Here is an 18930-nt window from a genome sequence, read left to right as displayed (position 1 = left end):
CAAAAAAAACCGCAGAGATCATCTGCGGTTTTCTGTGGTTAGCCTGCAGACAAGCTTAGAAGCGAACGTTTACACTCACCCATAAGTTACGGGCTTTGTCTTTGTTGTTGTAATGGTCAGTGTAGCTGCCTATGTAGCCATTTTCGCCATTGGCATCAAACACACAGTTGGTACCACTGTCACATTCAACAAAGTTCAGGTCGTAGGTGGTGAAGTCTTTATCCATTAAGTTATTGATCCGGGCCGTGAAGGTGACAGTGTCACTGGCTTCATAGCTGGCACCTAAGTGCAGCACTTCGTACGCTTTAAAGTACAGAGCTTCGTCTTTAATAGTGTCCCAGGTGCGGTAGCGCTTAGTGCGCATTTCTGAGGTCAGAAACACTTTCAAATCATCAGTCGCAGCCCAGTCCAGCGTCAGGTTGGCCATATGTTTGGCGGTGTTGGTCAGGGGTTGTCCTGCATTAGCACCACTTTTTTGCTCACTGTCGGTGTAAGTGTAGTTAGCACGGAAAGCGACATTGTCGATAATCTGCCAGCGTCCTGCCAGCTCAGCGCCTTGTATCGTTACTTTATCTATATTGACCGTTTTGCTGCTGGTGGCATAACCCAATTCAGCATATTCCCCTGTGTTAGTACAGACCAAAGCAGTGCCTGTACCACAAGGCTGAGAGGCGATCTTGTCTTCAAATTCATTATTGAAAATAGTGATGTTGAAGTTATGGTTATCCGGGTGTTCCCAATAGGCTGCAATTTCAGTGGACGTACTGGTTTCTGGTTTCAGATCCGGGTTACCAAACATTGGGGATGTACCCTGGCCACCAAAACCAACTACGCCGTCATACAGCTGAGTGGTTTTTGGCGTTTTATAACCAGTACTGACACCGCCTTTGATAGTCCATTCCGGGCTTAAGGTATACACACCATATAAACGTGGGCTCATCTCACTGCCAAAGACTTCGTGGTCGTCACGACGCAAGCCTGCAGTTAATGCGAATTCCTGTGTTGCATCCCAGGTATCTTCAGCAAAAATGGACCACATATTGTGCTCCTGCACTTCACCTGGAGTGCCGCTTTCCATACCAAATACACCATCTTCCAGTTCACCACGGATCACTTGCGTACCCACTATGGCTGTGTGCTGGCCCGCCAGTTCAAATGGCATATCCATTTTGGCGTCAAAAGTATATTGATTGCTGGCCATTTTACGTTTGGCTCTTGGCAGGAAGGTTTGTGCTGCTAACTCTCTGCGATCATCCACTGACAAACCTGCATAAGCACCAGTGCCATCGATCATCGTCAATAACTGGGCACGTTCAGCCAAAGTAAAAGGTAAAGTACGGCCATGGTTTTGTGTATCGACATAAGATAACGACATAAAACTGTTACCCAGATCCCATTTACCTTCGTGGCTTAAAGACCAGGTATCACGGCTAAATTCCTGAGTTGGGCTATAACCAACCTGTGGGTTGGCACGACGGGTCCAGGTGCCGCCATTAGTGGCACAAGCGTTAGCATTGGTGCCAGCTGCGCCCCGGCAGAAGTTACCAGCAGCCCAGATACTCTGAATATTGTCGACTGTACCTACCGGATATTCACGGCTGCCATCGTCGTTGATGATGGGGCTGTTATCGTATTCCTGAGTGGATGTTTCGATATCAAACCAAATTGCCTGACCTTCAACCGGGGTCCAGCTCAAACGACTACCTAATACTGAACTGTCGTTATCTACAGTTTTACCGCCAGAACCAAAACCCAAAGAGCGATTCAGCACTTCGCCGTTAGGATAAACCACAGGTGAATAGGTTGGGGTTGAAGCCATACGGTTGTAAGCACTGCCACGAACAGACATGCCCAAAACATTTGGTATTAACGGCCCCATGACGTTGAAGTCTGTCGTGACCTCTTCACCAAATCTGTCATCTGTTTGTGCGGTGCGGCTATGACTGACAGAGCCAGCCCATTCATTCGTAACTTTTTTGGTAATAATGTTGATGACACCACCTAAAGCGTCAGCACCATACAAGGTAGAAGCCGGGCCACGCACCACTTCAATACGTTCTATGGTATCCAGTGGCGGCATATGACCAAACTGGTTACCACCAAAGTTATTTGGATAAATATCACCATGGTTGTTCTGACGTTTACCATCCACCAAAATCAAGGTGTAGTCCGATCCCATACCACGCATACTGATAGTACCCTGACCGGTTTTATCGCGGGTTTCACCAATATCAACACCTTCCAGATCCCGAACCGCATCCAGCAAAGTGGTGTAAGGACGAGAGCGCAGCTCTTCTGCCGTAATCACTGAAATACTGGCAGGTGCCTCCACCAGTTTTTGTTCAAAACCTGAAGCCGTAACGACTATATGTTCAATATTGTTATCTCGAATTGCAGCAGCATCTTCTGCCTGCGCCGTAACAATTAAACCTAAAGCAAGTTGAGTTGCGACTACCAGTTTGGCCGGACGGGACTTGAACATAAAAACTCCTGTTATTCGGGCAGCTCACCACAACAAAGTGGATAAAACCAACACCCGGACTATGTAAAGAAACGCAATGAAAGGGCAATGGTCGCCAATGATAGTGATTCTCATTAAAAGATCAATAGCAATTGCGAACCATTTGCAATTGCAGTTGTCGTGATAAGCCATGCAAGAGCGCTTTTGAGACGAACAGCAAAATCAATCACTTGCAGATCGCTTGCAAACAAGAACAATTCTCAGTAGCATAGCGAAAGTTTTTTATGGGGGTGTTGTGAAAAGTTCAGCTTTAGCTCGTTGGATGCGTTGGTTACATACCTACAGCGCAATGTTGGTATTGTTACTGCTGTTATTTTTTGCCATCACGGGTATCACCTTAAACCACCCCGAACTCAGCAGCAGTCTGGGCAAAACCAGCCAGCAGCTGCAGTTGGAACTGCCTGAACAGTTACCTGATTTGTTGAATACTCCTGAAGATCAGCAACAAGCAGCTATGGCCTTGTATGTCGATTGGTTAAAGCAGGAGCACCAATTACAGGGCGGCTATAACCTGAGTTTTTCGCCAGAAGATGAACTATTAGAAGTTGATTTTAAGCGCCCTGCCGGTTATGCCGCAGTGGTGATTGATTTAGCAGAGCGCACTGCAGAACTTGACGCTGAGTTTGGTGGTTACCTGGCTTTGGCCAACGATTTACATAAAGGCCGTTATGCAGGCAGCAGCTGGAAATGGCTGATTGATATTACTGCAGTGTTTTGTGTGTTGTTTGCGTTGTCCGGTTTTTACTTATTGTGGCGTCAGCCCAACAGAAGATATTTTGGCAATGCCACGGCTGTAGCTGGTTTGGTATTAGCTTTGTTGGCTTATATAGCTTCGTTTCATTAAGAGGGAAAATTATGCACAAGTATTTAGTCGCTGTGATGCTGTTTTGCTGCGGCACTGTTATGGCTCAAGCAGAACTGGAAGTTCAGGTTGAGCTGCCAAAAATTGAGACAGGTACTTACCACAGACCTTATGTGGCTGTATGGATAGAAAACGAACAACAGCAACCAGTGCGCTTAGTTGAAGCCTGGTTAGACAAGCCTGACTGGATTAAAGACTTACGCCGTTTCTGGCGCAAATTGGGCCGTAGTGAGCCGCAATTAGTGGATGCAAGAACAGGCGCCACCAAAGGTCCTGGTAGCTACAAAGTACGCTGGGATGGCAAAGACGAACAAGGTAAAGCCGTGGCTGCAGGTAACTATGTTCTTTTCGTCGAAGCTGCCCGTGAACAAGGCGGACGCAATCTGGCGAAGCAAGCATTCACCTGGGACGGCAGCGCTGTTCAGATCGAAATAAAAGCCAGCACTGAGCTGGGAAAAATTAAACTTACTTCAGTACAGGGAAACTAGTCCTATGAAAAAATCTATTCTGGCCTCATTACTGCTTGCCACTGCGGTTAGCGCTCCGGCTTTGGCTCATACCTTATGGGTAGTACCAAGTCACTTTGTATTATCTAAAACTGGTAGCTGGGTGTCTGCCGATGTCAGTGCCGCCAATATGACTTTTGTGGCAGACAAAGGTATTCCGGTAGACAACGTAGCTTTGTATACGCCAGATGGCAAAAAACAGGCGATTGAACATAAATACCAAGGCAAACGTAAATCTCAGGTCGATGCAGAGCTGAATGCTGAAGGCACTTACAGACTGGAGTTAGCTGGCCCGGCACGTTTTAACACTATGTACAAAGTTGGTGATGAACGTAAACGCCTGATGGCCGATAAAAAGAGCCGCGCTAAAGAACTGCCGGCTAATGCGACTGACGTAGTGACCAGCCAAAGCCGCAGCCGCTCCGTGGCTTTTATCACAGTCAACAAACCAACCTCTGAAGTGCTGGCACTGAAAAACGAAGGTTTGGAGTTTAAAAGCTCAGTTCACCCAGCTGACATAGTGGCGGGTGAGCCAGTCACTTTTACCTTTTTAGTTAACGGTAAAGCCCAGGCTGGTGTTGAGCTGGAAGTGTCCTATGAAGGTGAGCGTTACCGTGATGAAGCAGGCCGTGTTCAGCATAAAACTGATGCCACCGGCCAGTTTACTTACACCCCTGTTGAAGCAGGCGTATTTTTGATTGAGGCTTCGTATTCTGCTAAAGCCGACTCTGAATTAGCGGATCAAATCCGTGAAGGTTTAACTTTAACTTTAGAAGCGACTTTACCTTAAGTCTGTGACTGAGCCTCTGTGTTTTTGGCACAGAGGCTGTTCTTCCTCAACGGTTAGATCCGGATAGCTGAGTTACGTACCACCAGTTCTGGTTCAAAAACATTGGCTACTTCAACATCCTTTTTATACAGATTCTTCAGTAACCACAAAGCAGCCATTTTGCCCATTTCATGAATAGGGTTGTTCACTGTGGTCAGTTTAGGTGAAACATATCGGGCAAAAGGAATATTGTCGTAACCGACAAAAGACAACTCCTGCGGAATTTTCATACCCCGTTCCAGGCAGACTGAAATAGCACCTGACACCATCTGGTCGTTGGCACAGACTACAGCAGTAAAAGTTTTGTTTTGACTAAACAGGTAGTTCATCCCATCCACACCACTGTCTTCTTTGTAGTCACCTTCAAAACACAACGCCGGATCGTAAGAAATACCCACTTCGGCCAAAGCTCTTTTATGGCCTTCAAGCCGCTCTATGGCATCGTGTTTTTTTGATGGGCCTGAAATATAGGCAATCTCTCTGTGGCCTAAATCAAGCAGATGCCGGGTCGCCATATAACCCCCCAGCTCATTGTTTAAATAAATGCAGCAGTCGCTGATCTCCGCTATGTATCTGTTGATCAGTACTATAGGAGTAGAACTTTTGCTGAGCTTAATCAGGTATTCATCGGAAATAGCTTCCACATCCAGGATCAAAGCGTCACAGCCTTTGCTCAGCAAAAACTCTACGCTGTCTATTTCCTGAGCGGCGTCGCTGTGTCCTACAGCAATAATGACGTGACGGTTATCGGCTCGCAGTGCAGCTTCTATTTCCGCCATCATAGGACCGTAATAAGGACCATCCAGCTGAGAAACTAATACCCCAACACTATTCGAGCAATTTGACGCCAAAGACTGAGCAAAAGTGTTGGGCCTGTAGCCCAGTTCAGCCATAGCGGCCAGCACTTTTTGTTTGGTCTTTTCACTGACATTGGTGTTTTTATTCATCACTCTGGAGACAGTCGCCAGAGATACACCTGCAAGCTGAGAAACGTCGTAAATAGTCGCCATAAATAGTGCTGTCACTTCTGGTTAAGTCTAAGAAAATCGGGAACTACAGAGTAATTCAGCAAAGACTGAAATGCCCTGTAGTCCGTCATATTAGCAGCTTTTATTCTGCAGCTCTCTTCAATTCCAGGGTGATTTCATCAACTTTTTGCGTATTTAGCTTATAAGCACCCATGACAAAAGCCACAATCAACGACCCTATAGCCGGATACAAGCTAAAAGCCAGCAACAAGCCTGCTTTGGTTTCTTCAGTTTGAGCCACATCCGCCTGATAGCCCATACCTGCCAACAACCAGCCACCTAAAGCACCACCTATAGCTATGCCCATTTTGATAAAGAAAATGATCGATGAATACACCATACCTGTAGTGCGAACACCAGTAAGCCATTGGCCATAATCAACTGTGTCAGCCATTTTCGCCCAAAGCAGCGGTGTTCCAGTGTTGAATACTAAATTCCACAGTACATACAAACCTATGGCCAAAGTGACATTGTCTGCTGCGACAAAATAGCTACTGGCACAAAGGGCTGCGGCCAAAATCTGTATGCCAATATAGAGCTTCACCTTGCAGTAACGCTTGGCCAGAGGCTGCGCAATAATACAGCCCACCATACTGCCAAGCATACCCAAAGTGATAAACAGGGTGATGCTATCCGGCATTTCCAGATAGTACTTCACATAGTAAATAGCCAGGGTTGTGCGAAGTACATAACCACTCAGCAGGCATAAGGCCACTAGTGCAAGAACACGCCACTGATCGTTTTTCCACAGCTGACGGAAATTGTCCATGTAGCTGCGGCTAAAGCTTTCTTTAGGTGGGTTAATCCGCTCTTTGGTGCCATAAAAACAAGCCAGGAACATCAATACGCCCAGCACGCTCATCGCCATAATGGTCAGTTGATAACCTTTGGCTCTGTCGCCCTGACCAAAAAACTCCACCAGCGGCAAAGTTAAAGAGGTCACCATCAGGCCACCGAGCATGGCAAATACAAAACGATAGGACTGCACTGACACCCGCTCTTTTGGATCGGCAGTTAACACGGCCCCCAAAGCACAATAAGGAATATTAATGGCGGTGTAGACCAGCATCAGCAAGGTGTAAGTGACAAAGGCATAGATCATTTTGCCTTCTTCGCCAAAATCCGGCGTAGTAAAGGCTAATACACTGATCAAACCAAAAGGTAAGGCAAACCAAAGCAAATAAGGCCGGAACTTGCCATATTTGCTTTGAGTACGGTCAGCAAGAGCGCCCATCAGCGGATCTGTGACTGCATCTATGATACGCACAGCCAGAAACATGGTGCCAACAAAGGCCGGCGATATGCCATAAATGTCGGTATAAAAAAACGTCAGAAACAACATGACGGTCTGGAACACTATATTGCTTGCCGTATCCCCGAGGCCGTAAGCAATTTTCTCCTTTACACTAACCATGGTGAGCGCACCTTTATTATAAGCTGTTGATTTGAAATTATTACTTTTTATAAATTAACGATTACTGATCAATCGTTTGTAAGCCAGACCGCTGTTTTTCACAGTTCTTTGCTGGCTGTCGTAGTCGACATACACAATACCAAAACGCTTTAAGTAACCTTCGGCCCACTCAAAGTTATCCATTAAGCTCCAGGCAAAATAACCCTGAATATCCACACCTTGCTCAACCGCCTGATGCACTGCATTTAAATGCAGCTGATAATAGGACAAGCGTAGTTGATCATCGACTTCAGCATTGTGCAGTTGATCGGCCGCCGCAGCACCATTTTCGGTAATGTAAACCGGAGGCAGTTTGTATTTCTGATGCAAAGACACTAACAGATCGGTAAAGGCCTGTGGATAAATTTCCCAGCCAATATCTGTTTTAGGCGCATCGACCATATCCACTTCGATAAAGTCGCGGCCTTCTGTGGCTTTATACACAGTGCGGGTGTAAAAATTCACACCAAGGAAATCCAGTGGCGCTTTGATAATGTCAAAATCACCAGCTTCAATCATCGGCTTGTCTTCATCGGCCAGTAAGGCAAAAGAGTCAGGGTAGGCACCATCAAACACAGGTTTGATATACCACTGGTTAAAGTAGTCGTCGGCAAGCTGGGCCGCTCTTATATCTGCCGCACTGTCGGTCAATGGATAAGCCGGAGTGAAGTTCAGCACTAGGCCATTCATGCTGTTTGGGCTATTTTTCTGCAGCACTTGCATGGCCAGACCGTGCGCCAACAGTAAATGATGCGCCGATTGTCGGCCATAGGCTTTTTTAGTCAGTCCAGGCGCATGAATACCAGCCTCATAACCTAAGTAGGAGCTGCAAAAGGGTTCATTTAGAGTGGCATAAGAATAGACTCTATCACCAAAAGCTTTGCTTAACTTGTCAGCATAATCCTGGAACAAATAAGCGGTGTTGCGGTTCAGCCAGCCGCCTTGATCTTCAATATGCTGGGGTAAATCCCAGTGATATAAGGTGACAAAAGACTTAATATTTTTTGCCTTAAGCTCATCCAGAATATTGATGTAAAAATCAACACCTTGCTGATTCAGGTTGCCGTCTTTATTCATTACCCTGGCCCAGGCGATAGAAAAACGATAGGCATCTACGCCCAGTGAGCTGATCAGGGCTATATCATCACGCCATAAGTTGTAGTGATCACAAGCCAAATCGCCGTTCGAGCCATCTTTCACTTTACCCGGTGTGGCGCAAAACGTATCCCAGATACAAGGCAAGCGCTGTTCTATGCCACCTTCAATCTGAAAGGATGAGGTAGCAACCCCATAAGTAAATTGTTTTTTCAGCAATCTCGAGCCTTTCGGCAGTTCATAATTCATCGTTATCTTCTTTTCATCTTTAAAAATTAGAGGGTAAAAGTAGCTTGTTCAAAACTGGCCCAAACTTGTAATCGCTTTCATTTTTTGTGTTGTGCTGACCATACTCAAATCCTTATTTGTTATTGTTCAGGGCTGTTTGGGCTTATACGAAATCAATAAACATATTGGCGGTTAAACGACCAGTAACAGGCGAGCCATCTATGTCTGTTGTTCTGTCTACCAGTGAAGAGTGCAACAAATTACTGGGGTAAATAATCAGTCTGTTGGCCTGGTAAGGGACTTGGTGGTACAACTCATAATGCTCATTGCTTTGCACCTGATAACGCTGAGGTGGTGCACCATGAGTATCAATAAAGTTTTGCGCTGACTGGAAATACTCTTGCCGCCTTTGATCGGTCACCCGCTCAAAACCTGTAGGTTTATGCCGGAAAAAACCTGTGCTGCCATGAGGACTGTCATTGAGGTAATGCAAGAGTGCAAAATAATAAGGGGCACTGGTATCAAAATGTGGCATACATTGCAGTGGATGCAGGCTGTTTTCGGCCTGAGTGATCAGCGCATAAAACAGCATCTGTGGTTTTAATCTGAGCTTTTCTGGCACCTGATAGACTTTATAAATCAACTGATACAAAGCATTTAAACTGGCGGCTACATAGTCTTTTGGCAATACAGCGCGCTGTCCCGGGTAATAGGTTTGATTTTCCCGCATAAAATCGCTTTGCTGTGCATGTTGGCGCAGGCCAGACAAATCCACAGCAAAGTCATCAATCATGATCAGTGGCGTTTTTTCCTGCCCGAGATAAATAATTTCGGGCCTGATGCTGCTATTCACCTGATAATTCAGCGCGTCCATCATCGCCTGCTCAGACCAAAGACGACTTGCAGTAATGCTGAATAAACTCATGGTGAGTCGGGAACTGACTCACAGTGCGTTTCACATTGTGTTTAATGCTCATCAGGAAATCATTCAGCTCCGAATCCGGCATTAAATCCACAATAGGATGATACTGCTGCGGCATTAAGCCCTGACCAATCAGCACCTGCAACCAGGAGCTTTCGCCAAATAATTCCTGCGCAAACTTATAAACTTTACCGGATTGTTTAAACAGCTCCATACGATGAGTCAAAGTGTCCGGGATTTGCATATCTTTGCAGTAACGCCAGAACTTGGTATCGGTGCGTTCGGTCGCTTTGTAGTGCAGGATGATAAAGTCGCGGATATTGTCCATTTCGATTTTAGTCTGGCGGTTAAACTCATCCACATCAGCAGAGGCTATGCCGTTGGACGGAAACATCTGCAGCAGACGAATAATACTGCGATGGATCAAATGAATACTGGTCGACTCGAGCGGCTCCAGAAAACCACTGGATAAACCAATGGCCACACAGTTTTTATTCCAATGCTGACGGCGGGTGCCGGTTTTAAATTTAATCAGCCGTGGCTCAAACAGCATTTCACCTTCGACATTGTCGATCAACCTTTGTTTGGCTTCAGTTTCTGTCATAAATTTACTACAGAACACCAGGCCATTGCCAACCCGGCTTTGCAGCGGGATTTTCCATTGCCAGCCAGCATCACGGGCTATAGCGCGGGTATAAGCAACAGGCTCTTGCGTGGTTTTGGTTTGCACTGCATAAGCACTGTCACAAGGTAACCAGTGACTCCAGTCTTCAAAACCGGTATTCAGTGTTTGTTCAATCAACAAAGCACGGAAGCCAGTGCAATCGATAAATAAATCGCCTTCAATCAGCTCGCCGGACTCCAGCAATAGAGCACTGATGTTGCCATCCATATGCTGCTGCACTTCACGAATTTTGCCCTCAATACGTTTAATGCCATGCTGTTCGGACAAACGGCGCAAAAACTTAGCGTATAAGGACGCATCCATATGATAAGCGTGGTTCAGATCTTGATTCGGCAAGACGGCAAAACAGCCCTGACGGGCACCTAGATGCTCTACGCAATAATCACCAATTTCACTGGCTATGCCTTTTTGTTTGCCTTTGACCCAAAAATGCTGAAAACCACAAGCCCAGCAGTCTTTGCCTAAAAAGCCAAAGGAGTGAATATAGTCTTCGCCCAGCGTTTTCCAGTTTTCAAACTGAATGCCCAGTTTAAAGGTGGCATTGGTGGCCGCCATCACTTCGGACTCTTTGATATTCAGTAAACGGTGGAAAATATGCAGAGTTGGGATAGTGGCTTCTCCGACGCCCACAGTGCCAATGTCGTCCGACTCAACTAAGACCACTTCAAGATTTTTACCCAGTAATTTAGTCAGGCCAGCCGCGGTCATCCAGCCCGCTGTTCCACCACCGGCTATCACCACTTTTTTAATTCTGTGTTGTGCGTTATTCATCTGTTCACCCTGTTGATTGGTGCTTTTATAGTTGTAGTTTGTACTCAGCGTTTTAATTTATTCAGTAAATCAGCTCTGATCTGACGCGCGTTTAGCTCATCCAGCGGCTTGGTTAACATTTTTAAAGCCTCTGGCTGAATATGATCCTGCGATACCTCATCATGCTCAAAAATGTAGTAATCAAAAATGGCCTTCCAGGCCTGACGCTGCGCTTTAGGCAAACTACGTAAGCTCAGCACAGCCATAGACAAGGCATTATTCGGGCGGCCTAAATAGGCTGGAGTGTCTCGCCACCAATGGCTGATCAACACATTAAAAGCATCTTTTGCTTCGACGTGGTGCCACCACATACTGGGAATAAATAACAGATCACCAGGTTCAAGATGGGCCACCTGCGCATGCTGCAAGGCTTCTGCAAATTGAGGAAAACGCTCAAAGTCAGGCGCGGCAAAATCCACCATACTGACATCCTGGCCGCCAGGCGCAAATTCCATTGGGCCTGGATACAGATTGGCAATTTGTTCTGGCGGGAATAAGGTGAAAGTACGGTGTCCGACAGCGTTGCAGGCCAGATTCTGCGGAAAATCATAATGAGCGGCTATTCTGGATTGATTACCTAACCAGACGCTGGTTAACGGATTGACGCCATCCAAAGCCAGACTGTTTTGTGCTGCTAAACCCGGAAACCAATGGTTGATTTCAGTAGAGCCCATGTAATAAGTAGGTACTTCTTTTTGACCATTCAGTGCAAATAAACGCTCAATCAGTTGATTAAAATCAATTTTTCCGCCCTGATAATTAAAGCCATTTTGCTCTGCGTTATAAAAGACCCGGCCTTGCTGATCGGGCTCGATATAACAGGCACTGACAGGATTCCCCTGATAAAACTGCCGAATATAATCGGCAGCAGCAGAGGCTGAAACCAAACCAGCCTGAACTAAAGGCCAGTCTTTACATAAGCCTTTAAACACCAGCGGCTGGCTGGCGTTTGTGATCAACGCCAAGGCATCCGCCAGGTCGCATCCTTCCAGCGTTTTTACTTGTGCTAATGGCTTATTCAACATGCTCATCAGGTTTTACTCAAACTGCTTGTTTTTTAACTGCAGCAAATGCCGGATATTAGCCTGAGAAGCTATGGCCATATAAATCGCCTGCAAATAACCTTTTTGATGCAGTTGCGCCAACAGCTCTGGCGATAAGGTGGCAAGGTTTTCTTCATGAATAGTATAAAAACCTGCCAGCTGCTGTTTTTGGCCATTACTGAACGTCAGATCCAAAGTAAAAGATTCCAGCAATTGATGTTCAAGCAACAGGTCAATAAAAGCCTTGCTGTCGAGCATGCCGAAATGAATAGTTTCCAGCATACTGGCGACTTGGTCCAGATAAGGGCTGTTGCCACCAAAAGGCAAAAATAAGCTTTCGCCTTCAGTGCTGCTGACTCGCGGATTGTCTAAATCTATATGAATAACACGCTGTGCGGTTTCAATACCGTCTTCACGCACCAGTTGCTGACCAATTAAAAACGGCTGACGCCTGAGCATCAGCGGCACATAACAACCACGCCAGTTATCCTGCTGTAAAAACAGATTCTCCTGATCCTGAAAACCAAAAAGAGCGACGGCAAAAAACTGATTGCTGTGATTGTCTTTGTGAAAAAAAATAGGGTAATGAGCCTGAACGGTACGGAACTCTTGTGGAAAAGTGATGGCAAACCAGACTGCATCGCCATAATCCTCGCCTCTGGCCGTAATCACCTTCAGGTCTCGGTGTTCAACACTGTTCAGTAAAACATTGTGACTCATACTGTATCCCGGTCTGTTGTCTGTATTTTTAGTTATAGTTTGTCTGAAGTTTGTGAGCTGCCATCAAGGCTGCTGTTTATTACTTCTTTATAGGGCAGAATTTATCAAGATATAGCATCTTCAATCCGGATTGAAGATGCCAGTAGAGATTGGGCCATATCCTTATGGCCCTGGTCCAGCTTAGAAGCTGTAGCGAGCACCGATACTGTAACGAGCACCGGATTCAACCAGACTTAATACCTGCTCTTTGGCGCGGCCGTGAACACGGATATGCTCATCAGTCACGTTCAGGGCTTCAACATAAACTGTTAAACCTTCCACTTGTGGTAAGTCATAACTGACAGACATATCAATTTGGTGATAAGCCTCAGTGTATTTTGGATGAGCTCCTGTATCCTGGCCTCTGGAGTTCAGGAACTGATCACGCCAGTTATAAGCGATACGAGCCTGAAAACCATCCATTTCATAAAACAAAATGGCGTTGGCTGTGTCACTTAAACCAATTACAGCCGCCTGGTCCTGCAACAGGAAGTTGTTATAGCCTGTTTCACTATCCACCATGGTGTAGTTCGCTATAGCACCAAAACCTGTTTCTCCAAATGCGTGTTGGACCGCAAATTCCCAACCATCAATCACTTCAGAGTCAGTACCGTTGGAAGGTGTATTGATATCAAATACTAAATCTTCATCTTCACCAGCAACACCATCAATAGTTCCAGCCGCTACATTCACGCCCGGAGCATTTGGATAGTTGGCAAAAATCCAGTCCCGAATAGCACTGGCATCATTACCAACAGCCGCCACTGCTTCATCGTACTTTTTACCATCTACCGGGTTAGGAATGTTGTAGATAGTCGATTTCACAATAGAGTTGCTGATAAAGTTACTGGTGTCTTTACGGAAATAACCAATAGAGGCGTAGCTAGATGGTGAATAGTACCATTCAGCCGACAAGTCGATATTTTTGGATTCCAAAGGCAACAGACTTGGGTTACCAGCATTACCACCACCACCGGCACGGTTGGCTATAGTAGCCACTACAGTACCGCCCTGAATGGCAACATAGTCCGGACGACCTATAGTTTCACTGTAGGCGGCACGTAACATCACGTCATCCACTACTTCAATATTGAAGTTTAAGTTAGGCAAGATGTAATCGTAATCACCACTTTTCGTTTGAAACTCACGTTGACCACTGGCTTGTAATACAATTTCAGTGTCCGCTACCCAACGAGCACCATTGTAGGCAGCGACTGCAGACGTTGAAGTAACGTCTGTTTGTTCATAACGTACACCGACATGAACATCGTACGGCATGCCAGAAATTTCTTTTTCATAGTTGTACTGCACATAAGCAGAACGCGATTCTTCTTTGGTGTAACGGTTTACGTCACTGTTGTAATCGGTGGAAGGGCAGAAGTTGGTGCCACAATCACCGGCGCCAACAAAACCAGCTGGGGTATAGAGCTGCTCAGCACGGGCACGTACTGTATTGAAATCCCAGAAGAAAATAGTATCCAGAACTTCAAAATCACGATCCGGCATTAAGGAGAAATCACCTTTGCCCGCGTTAAATTTGTCATGGATAGTACCGGCCGGGAAATAAGAATCGTCAAAATCACCGGCCTGGCCTACACCACCCCAGTCATTTCGTTGCACGTTCACTGATTTTGAATGGTTATCAACGTCTGTGATAGCAATACCAAAATCTATGCTGCCCGCGTTTTCAAGCACGTATTCTCCATCAAACTGGTACTGATCAATTTCAGACTTGTTGGTCGAATTACCGAATACGCTGCCTGTTACTATCATGTCGGAAGGACGAACAGCATTACCACCTTCAACAGCCAGCAAAGGCATTTCACCGGTAAAGTCTGTTGCAGCACTCTGACGAACAAAGGCGGCTGTACTTAAGGTATTGTTTGAGCCTAAAGCATGGTTTGGTTTGAATTCAGCATCTGATTGGTGCGCATCAAAACTCAATTTTAAGTTGTCTGTTGCTTGCCATTCCAGATTCAAACCCAGAGAACCGCTTTGGTTACGCACACCATAGTCACCAGCACCCATAGACAAATCGGCAAAGCTATTACCATAGTCTTCTGAATAAATCAGCGGTGAAGATACAGGGCCATCAGTCCAGACACTTTGTGAAGGAACATAGGTATACCAGGCAGACACATCGTTGTATTGAGTGTCGATATCATTGCGCATATAGGTATAGTCTAAGGATGCGATCAGATTGTCAGTAGGAGCATATTGCAGCACTAACTGGCCGTTGGTGCGGGCGCGTTGTTGCTCTTCAAATTTGTAAATGGTGGTTTGTGGCACAGAATACACATCATTGGCACCAGGACGATTCACCTGATTATCATTCGGGATACTACCCCACTGACCAGAAGTGATATCGACAGAACCTGGGAAGCTGCGCCAACCTGTGCCTACGTTGGCTTGTTGACTACCACTTTCACGCTCCTGATAACTGGCTGACACTAACACACCAAATTTATCATCGTTAAAAGTTGTGGAGTACAAACCTGCTAATTCCGGAGTAGCACTGCCTTCTTCGGTGGATCTGTCATCTACCATGGCCGCACTAAATACAGCTTTTTCGCCGCCAGCACTTAAAGGTTTTAAGGTTTGCACATCAATAACTGAGCCGATACCACCTGTTGGGTTTGAAGCAAAACTAGTTTTGTTTACTTCAACACCACTGATAGTGTCAGCAGAAATATTAGCGAAATCAAAAGAACGCGAACCTGTAGTCACAGGCATTTGACGACCGTTCAGTGTCACTAAGTTAAAATCCGGACCAAAACCACGGACTGAAACCCGACTGCCTTCACCGTTGACACGGTCAATAGAAACACCGCTGATACGCTGCAGAGATTCTGCCAGGTTGGTATCTGGGAATTTACCTATATCTTCCGCCGAAATAGCATCCACAATACCTGTAGAAGAGCGTTTGGTATCCATGGATTTAATCAGACTACCGCGAATGCCGGTCACGCTGATCACTTCAATTTTTTCTTCAGCTTTAGCGTTTTGCTCTTGTGCGGCATCCGCAAAAGCAGGCATAGCAACGCCTACTCCGAGCACTAATGACAGACTGGTGGCGAGTCTGGTCTTTTTGAATGTTTTGGATTTCATCTTAGTTCCCTGTCGACTGTTTTTTGGCTTTTTACTTTTATAAGAAAATTATTGTGACGCCGGACAGATAGCTTAACTACTCCCCAAAACTAACTGTAAGCGCTTTCACAAACTTAGGTGATTTTTTTTAACTCGTCAATACAGAAAAACTAATTCTTACATTTTGGTTAAAAAACAGTTGGCAATACTGACTTTATCAGTTAAAAATGAAACCGCTTACAATTGCATTCTAGCCAAGCATATCAAGGTGTTGTGTTTTCCTTTGCTGAAACAATGTGATGTAAATTTAAAACAATAATAAGCAAATCAAAGATTTGCATACCGGAGCTTTTAATAAGCCCGGAGGACACGGGGACAGAACACCAAGCACCCATCAGGGTTTTTGTATGCTTTTGCTTAAACAAAAATGCTGATTTGCCTGCCAGCCCCGCCGATAAAAACTCTGTTGATACTTTGTAAAGGTCTGACTTTCCAACCAAAGCGGACACAAAGGCAAACAGAGCTCAACAGGATAATAATTATGTTTCGACACACCCCATTGGCGTTGTTGTGCAGTGCTGCACTTTTCACCACTTTGTCTGGTTGCGGTCAACAAAAGGCCACAACTGAAACAGCAACAGAAGTTAAAACAACAACTGCCGAAAGCCTTGCTCTGTGGCCTGAATTAAAAAGCTCTTTAGCGAACACTGATACTGAACAAAAAGTTCAGCAACTGCTGAGCACTCTGACTATTGAGCAAAAAGTAGCTCAGTTGATCCAGCCAGATATCCGCTGGATGACAGCAGAAGATATGCGCCAGTATGGTTTTGGTTCGTATTTAAATGGTGGTGGTGCTTATCCAAAGGACAATAAAAAATCCACAGCAGCAGATTGGGTGGCTTTAGCTCAGGCCTATTACGATGCAGGCGTGGACTCAAGTAAAGACGGCAGCTCTATTCCACCTATCTGGGGCACAGATGCTGTGCATGGCCACAACAATGTATTTGGCGCTACCGTCTTTCCACACAATATAGGTTTAGGTGCCGCCAACAATATCCAATTGGTGGAAGCGATAGGCAAAGCCACAGCAGCTGAAGTGGCTGCCACTGGTATCAACTGGATATTTGCCCCAACAGTTGCTGTAGCCAGGGATGACCGCTGGGGCCGCAGTTATGAAAGTTATTCAGAAGACCCGACTATTGTAAAAGAATTAGGCGCAGCATTGGTCAAAGGTATTCAGGGCAATGTGGGCTCTGACTTTATGCACAGCGGCCGCTTAATAGCCACAGCTAAACATTATCTGGGTGATGGCGGCACTGAAAATGGTAAAGATCAGGGCAACAACCTGAACACCGAAGCCGATTTAGTCCGCTTACATGCTCAGGGTTATATCAGTAGCCTGAATGCAGGTGTGCAAACCGTGATGGCCACCTTTAACAGCTGGCATGGCGAGAAAATACATGGCAGTCACTACCTGCTTACTACTGTTTTAAAAGAGCGTATGGGGTTTGATGGTTTAGTGGTAGGAGACTGGAACGGTCACGGCCAAATTCCGGGCTGCACCAATAATAACTGCGCCGCTGCAGTCAATGCAGGTGTGGATATTTTAATGGCGCCGGAAGATTGGAAACTGCTGTATCAAAATACTCTGGCTCAGGCCAAAGCCGGTGATATCTCGCCAGCTCGTTTGGATGACGCCGTCAGCCGTATTTTAAGAGTGAAAATCCGTGCGGGTTTATTTGAACGCGGCAATCCGGCGCAGTCGGAACTGGCTGGTAAATCAGAACTGATAGGTCATGCTGATCATCAGGCTATTGCAGCCCAGGCCGTGCGTGAATCTTTAGTGCTGTTGAAAAACAACAATCAATTACTGCCTTTAGCACCTCAGCAAAAGGTGCTGGTGACAGGCGATGGTGCCGACAATATTGGTAAACAAAGTGGTGGCTGGACTTTAACCTGGCAAGGTACAGGCAACACCAATACCGATTTCCCGAATGGGCGCTCCATTTATTCAGGCATACAACAACAGGTTGAAGCAGCTCAGGGCACAGTCGAATTGAGCGTCGATGGCAGTTATCAGCAAAAGCCTGACGTCGCTATTGTAGTGATAGGTGAAAACCCATATGCCGAATTTGATGGCGATATCCGTACTCTGGATTATCAGGCTGGTAAAAATACCGATCTGGAATTACTGAAAAAACTCAAAGCGGACGGCATTCCTGTAGTCACTGTATTTTTAACAGGCCGGCCTTTATGGGTGAACCCTGAGCTGAATCAGTCCGATGCCTTTGTTGCGGCCTGGTTACCTGGTACCGCAGGTCAGGCGGTGGCTGACGTTTTATTTAAAACTCAAGCTGGTGAAATTCAGTATGATTTTAAGGGCAAACTGCCATTCTCCTGGCCTAAAACAGCGGATCAATCACCGTTAAATCAAGGGGATAGCAACTACGATCCGCTTTTTTCCTTTGGTTATGGCTTGACCTATCAGGACAACACCACTATCGCCAATGATTTATCCGAACAAATCAACAGTGCAACCGGCGCCAGCAATGAAAGCTTAAGTTTATTTGAGCGCCGTCCGGCTTCAGGTTACAGCCTGTTGCTGCAGGATGAACAAGGTCTGGTCACAGTCACAGGCAACAAAGCCAAGAGTACCGACCAAAGCCTGAGCTTAGCCGCAGTAAACTGGCAAAAGCAGGAAGATGCCTTATTGCTCGACTGGGCTGCGAATTCCAAAGCTAAGTTGGTGCTGCAGGCTGCAGTGCCACTGGATGCCAGTGCTTATGGTCAGTTGGTGGTAGATATGAAATGGAATACAGCACCTACAACAGCTGTGACTTTAGCTCAATCCTGTGGTTCAGGCTGTGGTGGCACTTTGGATTTGGCTGAACTGATCCGCGGCAAAGCCGCAGGCCAGTGGCACAAAGTCGTGATTGATTTAAGCTGTTTTGCTGCCAAAGGCGCAGCACTGAATCATCTACAGCAGCCTTTTGTATTACATAGCGAAGCAGCTTATCAGTTAAGTATTTCCAATATCCGACTGACCCCTGCCACAGCAACGGCCGATCTGAGCTGCCCTGCGGCTCAATAGTTTTTTAACCA

14 protein-coding genes are annotated in these 18930 nt (G+C 45.9%); 4 read left to right on the top strand and 10 right to left on the bottom strand.

Annotated elements, in window-relative coordinates; genetic code table 11:
* Positions 1-55: 55 nt before the first annotated feature.
* Positions 56-2482 carry a TonB-dependent receptor domain-containing protein gene (locus LSG37_RS12425; RefSeq protein ID WP_233080176.1) on the bottom strand — a complete coding sequence of 809 codons (2427 nt, stop codon included), beginning with the start codon at positions 2480-2482 and terminating at the stop codon, positions 56-58.
* A 274-nt stretch (positions 2483-2756) separates the two neighbouring features.
* Between LSG37_RS12425 and LSG37_RS12420 the strand changes: the two genes are divergently transcribed.
* From LSG37_RS12420 to LSG37_RS12410, 3 genes are read left to right on the top strand one after another with little or no spacing between them, the layout of a single operon-like run.
* Positions 2757-3365 (top strand): PepSY-associated TM helix domain-containing protein, encoded by a 609-nt coding sequence (locus tag LSG37_RS12420; RefSeq protein WP_233080175.1) that lies wholly within the window; start codon positions 2757-2759, stop codon positions 3363-3365.
* An 11-nt stretch (positions 3366-3376) separates the two neighbouring features.
* Entirely contained in the window at positions 3377-3871 is a 495-nt protein-coding gene (locus tag LSG37_RS12415; protein ID WP_233080174.1) for a DUF2271 domain-containing protein, read from the top strand.
* A 4-nt stretch (positions 3872-3875) separates the two neighbouring features.
* The gene (locus LSG37_RS12410) at positions 3876-4679 is read left to right on the top strand and encodes a DUF4198 domain-containing protein (RefSeq protein ID WP_233080173.1); all 804 of its coding nucleotides are present in this window, start codon (positions 3876-3878) and stop codon (positions 4677-4679) included.
* A gap of 53 nt (positions 4680-4732) precedes the next feature.
* Here LSG37_RS12410 and LSG37_RS12405 read toward each other — a convergent pair whose 3' ends face one another.
* The 9 genes from LSG37_RS12405 to LSG37_RS12365 all read right to left on the bottom strand — a co-directional run bounded on the left by LSG37_RS12405 (position 4733) and on the right by LSG37_RS12365 (position 16337).
* Positions 4733-5728, bottom strand: a complete 996-nt coding sequence (locus LSG37_RS12405) for a LacI family DNA-binding transcriptional regulator (protein WP_233080172.1) — start codon at positions 5726-5728, stop codon at positions 4733-4735.
* A 100-nt stretch (positions 5729-5828) separates the two neighbouring features.
* The gene (locus LSG37_RS12400) at positions 5829-7160 is read right to left on the bottom strand and encodes a glycoside-pentoside-hexuronide (GPH):cation symporter (protein WP_233080171.1); all 1332 of its coding nucleotides are present in this window, start codon (positions 7158-7160) and stop codon (positions 5829-5831) included.
* 54 nt (positions 7161-7214) lie between these two features.
* A complete protein-coding gene (locus tag LSG37_RS12395) occupies positions 7215-8543 on the bottom strand; it encodes a GH1 family beta-glucosidase (RefSeq protein WP_233080170.1) in 1329 nt (442 codons plus the stop codon).
* Positions 8544-8685: 142 nt separating this feature from the next.
* A complete protein-coding gene (locus LSG37_RS12390; protein WP_233080169.1) occupies positions 8686-9447 on the bottom strand; it encodes a DUF6445 family protein in 762 nt (253 codons plus the stop codon).
* Positions 9407-10900 carry a tryptophan halogenase family protein gene (locus LSG37_RS12385; protein ID WP_233080168.1) on the bottom strand — a complete coding sequence of 498 codons (1494 nt, stop codon included), beginning with the start codon at positions 10898-10900 and terminating at the stop codon, positions 9407-9409. The genes LSG37_RS12390 and LSG37_RS12385 overlap by 41 nt, the downstream gene beginning before the upstream one ends.
* Positions 10901-10944: 44 nt before the next feature.
* Entirely contained in the window at positions 10945-11970 is a 1026-nt protein-coding gene (locus LSG37_RS12380; protein ID WP_233080167.1) for a cupin-like domain-containing protein, read from the bottom strand.
* 6 nt (positions 11971-11976) lie between these two features.
* Positions 11977-12702 (bottom strand): SapC family protein, encoded by a 726-nt coding sequence (locus LSG37_RS12375; protein ID WP_233080166.1) that lies wholly within the window; start codon positions 12700-12702, stop codon positions 11977-11979.
* Positions 12703-12882: 180 nt separating this feature from the next.
* Positions 12883-15849, bottom strand: coding sequence for a TonB-dependent receptor (locus LSG37_RS12370; RefSeq protein WP_233080165.1), 2967 nt, complete (start codon positions 15847-15849; stop codon positions 12883-12885).
* Between the two features lie 242 nt (positions 15850-16091).
* The gene (locus tag LSG37_RS12365) at positions 16092-16337 is read right to left on the bottom strand and encodes a hypothetical protein (protein ID WP_233080164.1); all 246 of its coding nucleotides are present in this window, start codon (positions 16335-16337) and stop codon (positions 16092-16094) included.
* 32 nt (positions 16338-16369) lie between these two features.
* On the opposite strand from LSG37_RS12365, the gene LSG37_RS12360 reads away from it, so the two are divergent.
* Complete coding sequence (locus tag LSG37_RS12360) at positions 16370-18919, top strand: glycoside hydrolase family 3 protein (protein WP_233080163.1); 2550 nt, start codon at positions 16370-16372, stop codon at positions 18917-18919.
* The last annotated feature ends 11 nt before the right edge of the window (positions 18920-18930 follow it).

The sequence above is a fragment of the Rheinheimera soli genome (assembly GCF_021290985.1).
GTDB classification, from domain to species: domain Bacteria; phylum Pseudomonadota; class Gammaproteobacteria; order Enterobacterales; family Alteromonadaceae; genus Pararheinheimera; species Pararheinheimera soli.
The sequence above is the reverse complement of the archived record's forward strand: the minus strand, read 5'-3'. Positions and strand labels throughout refer to the sequence as shown.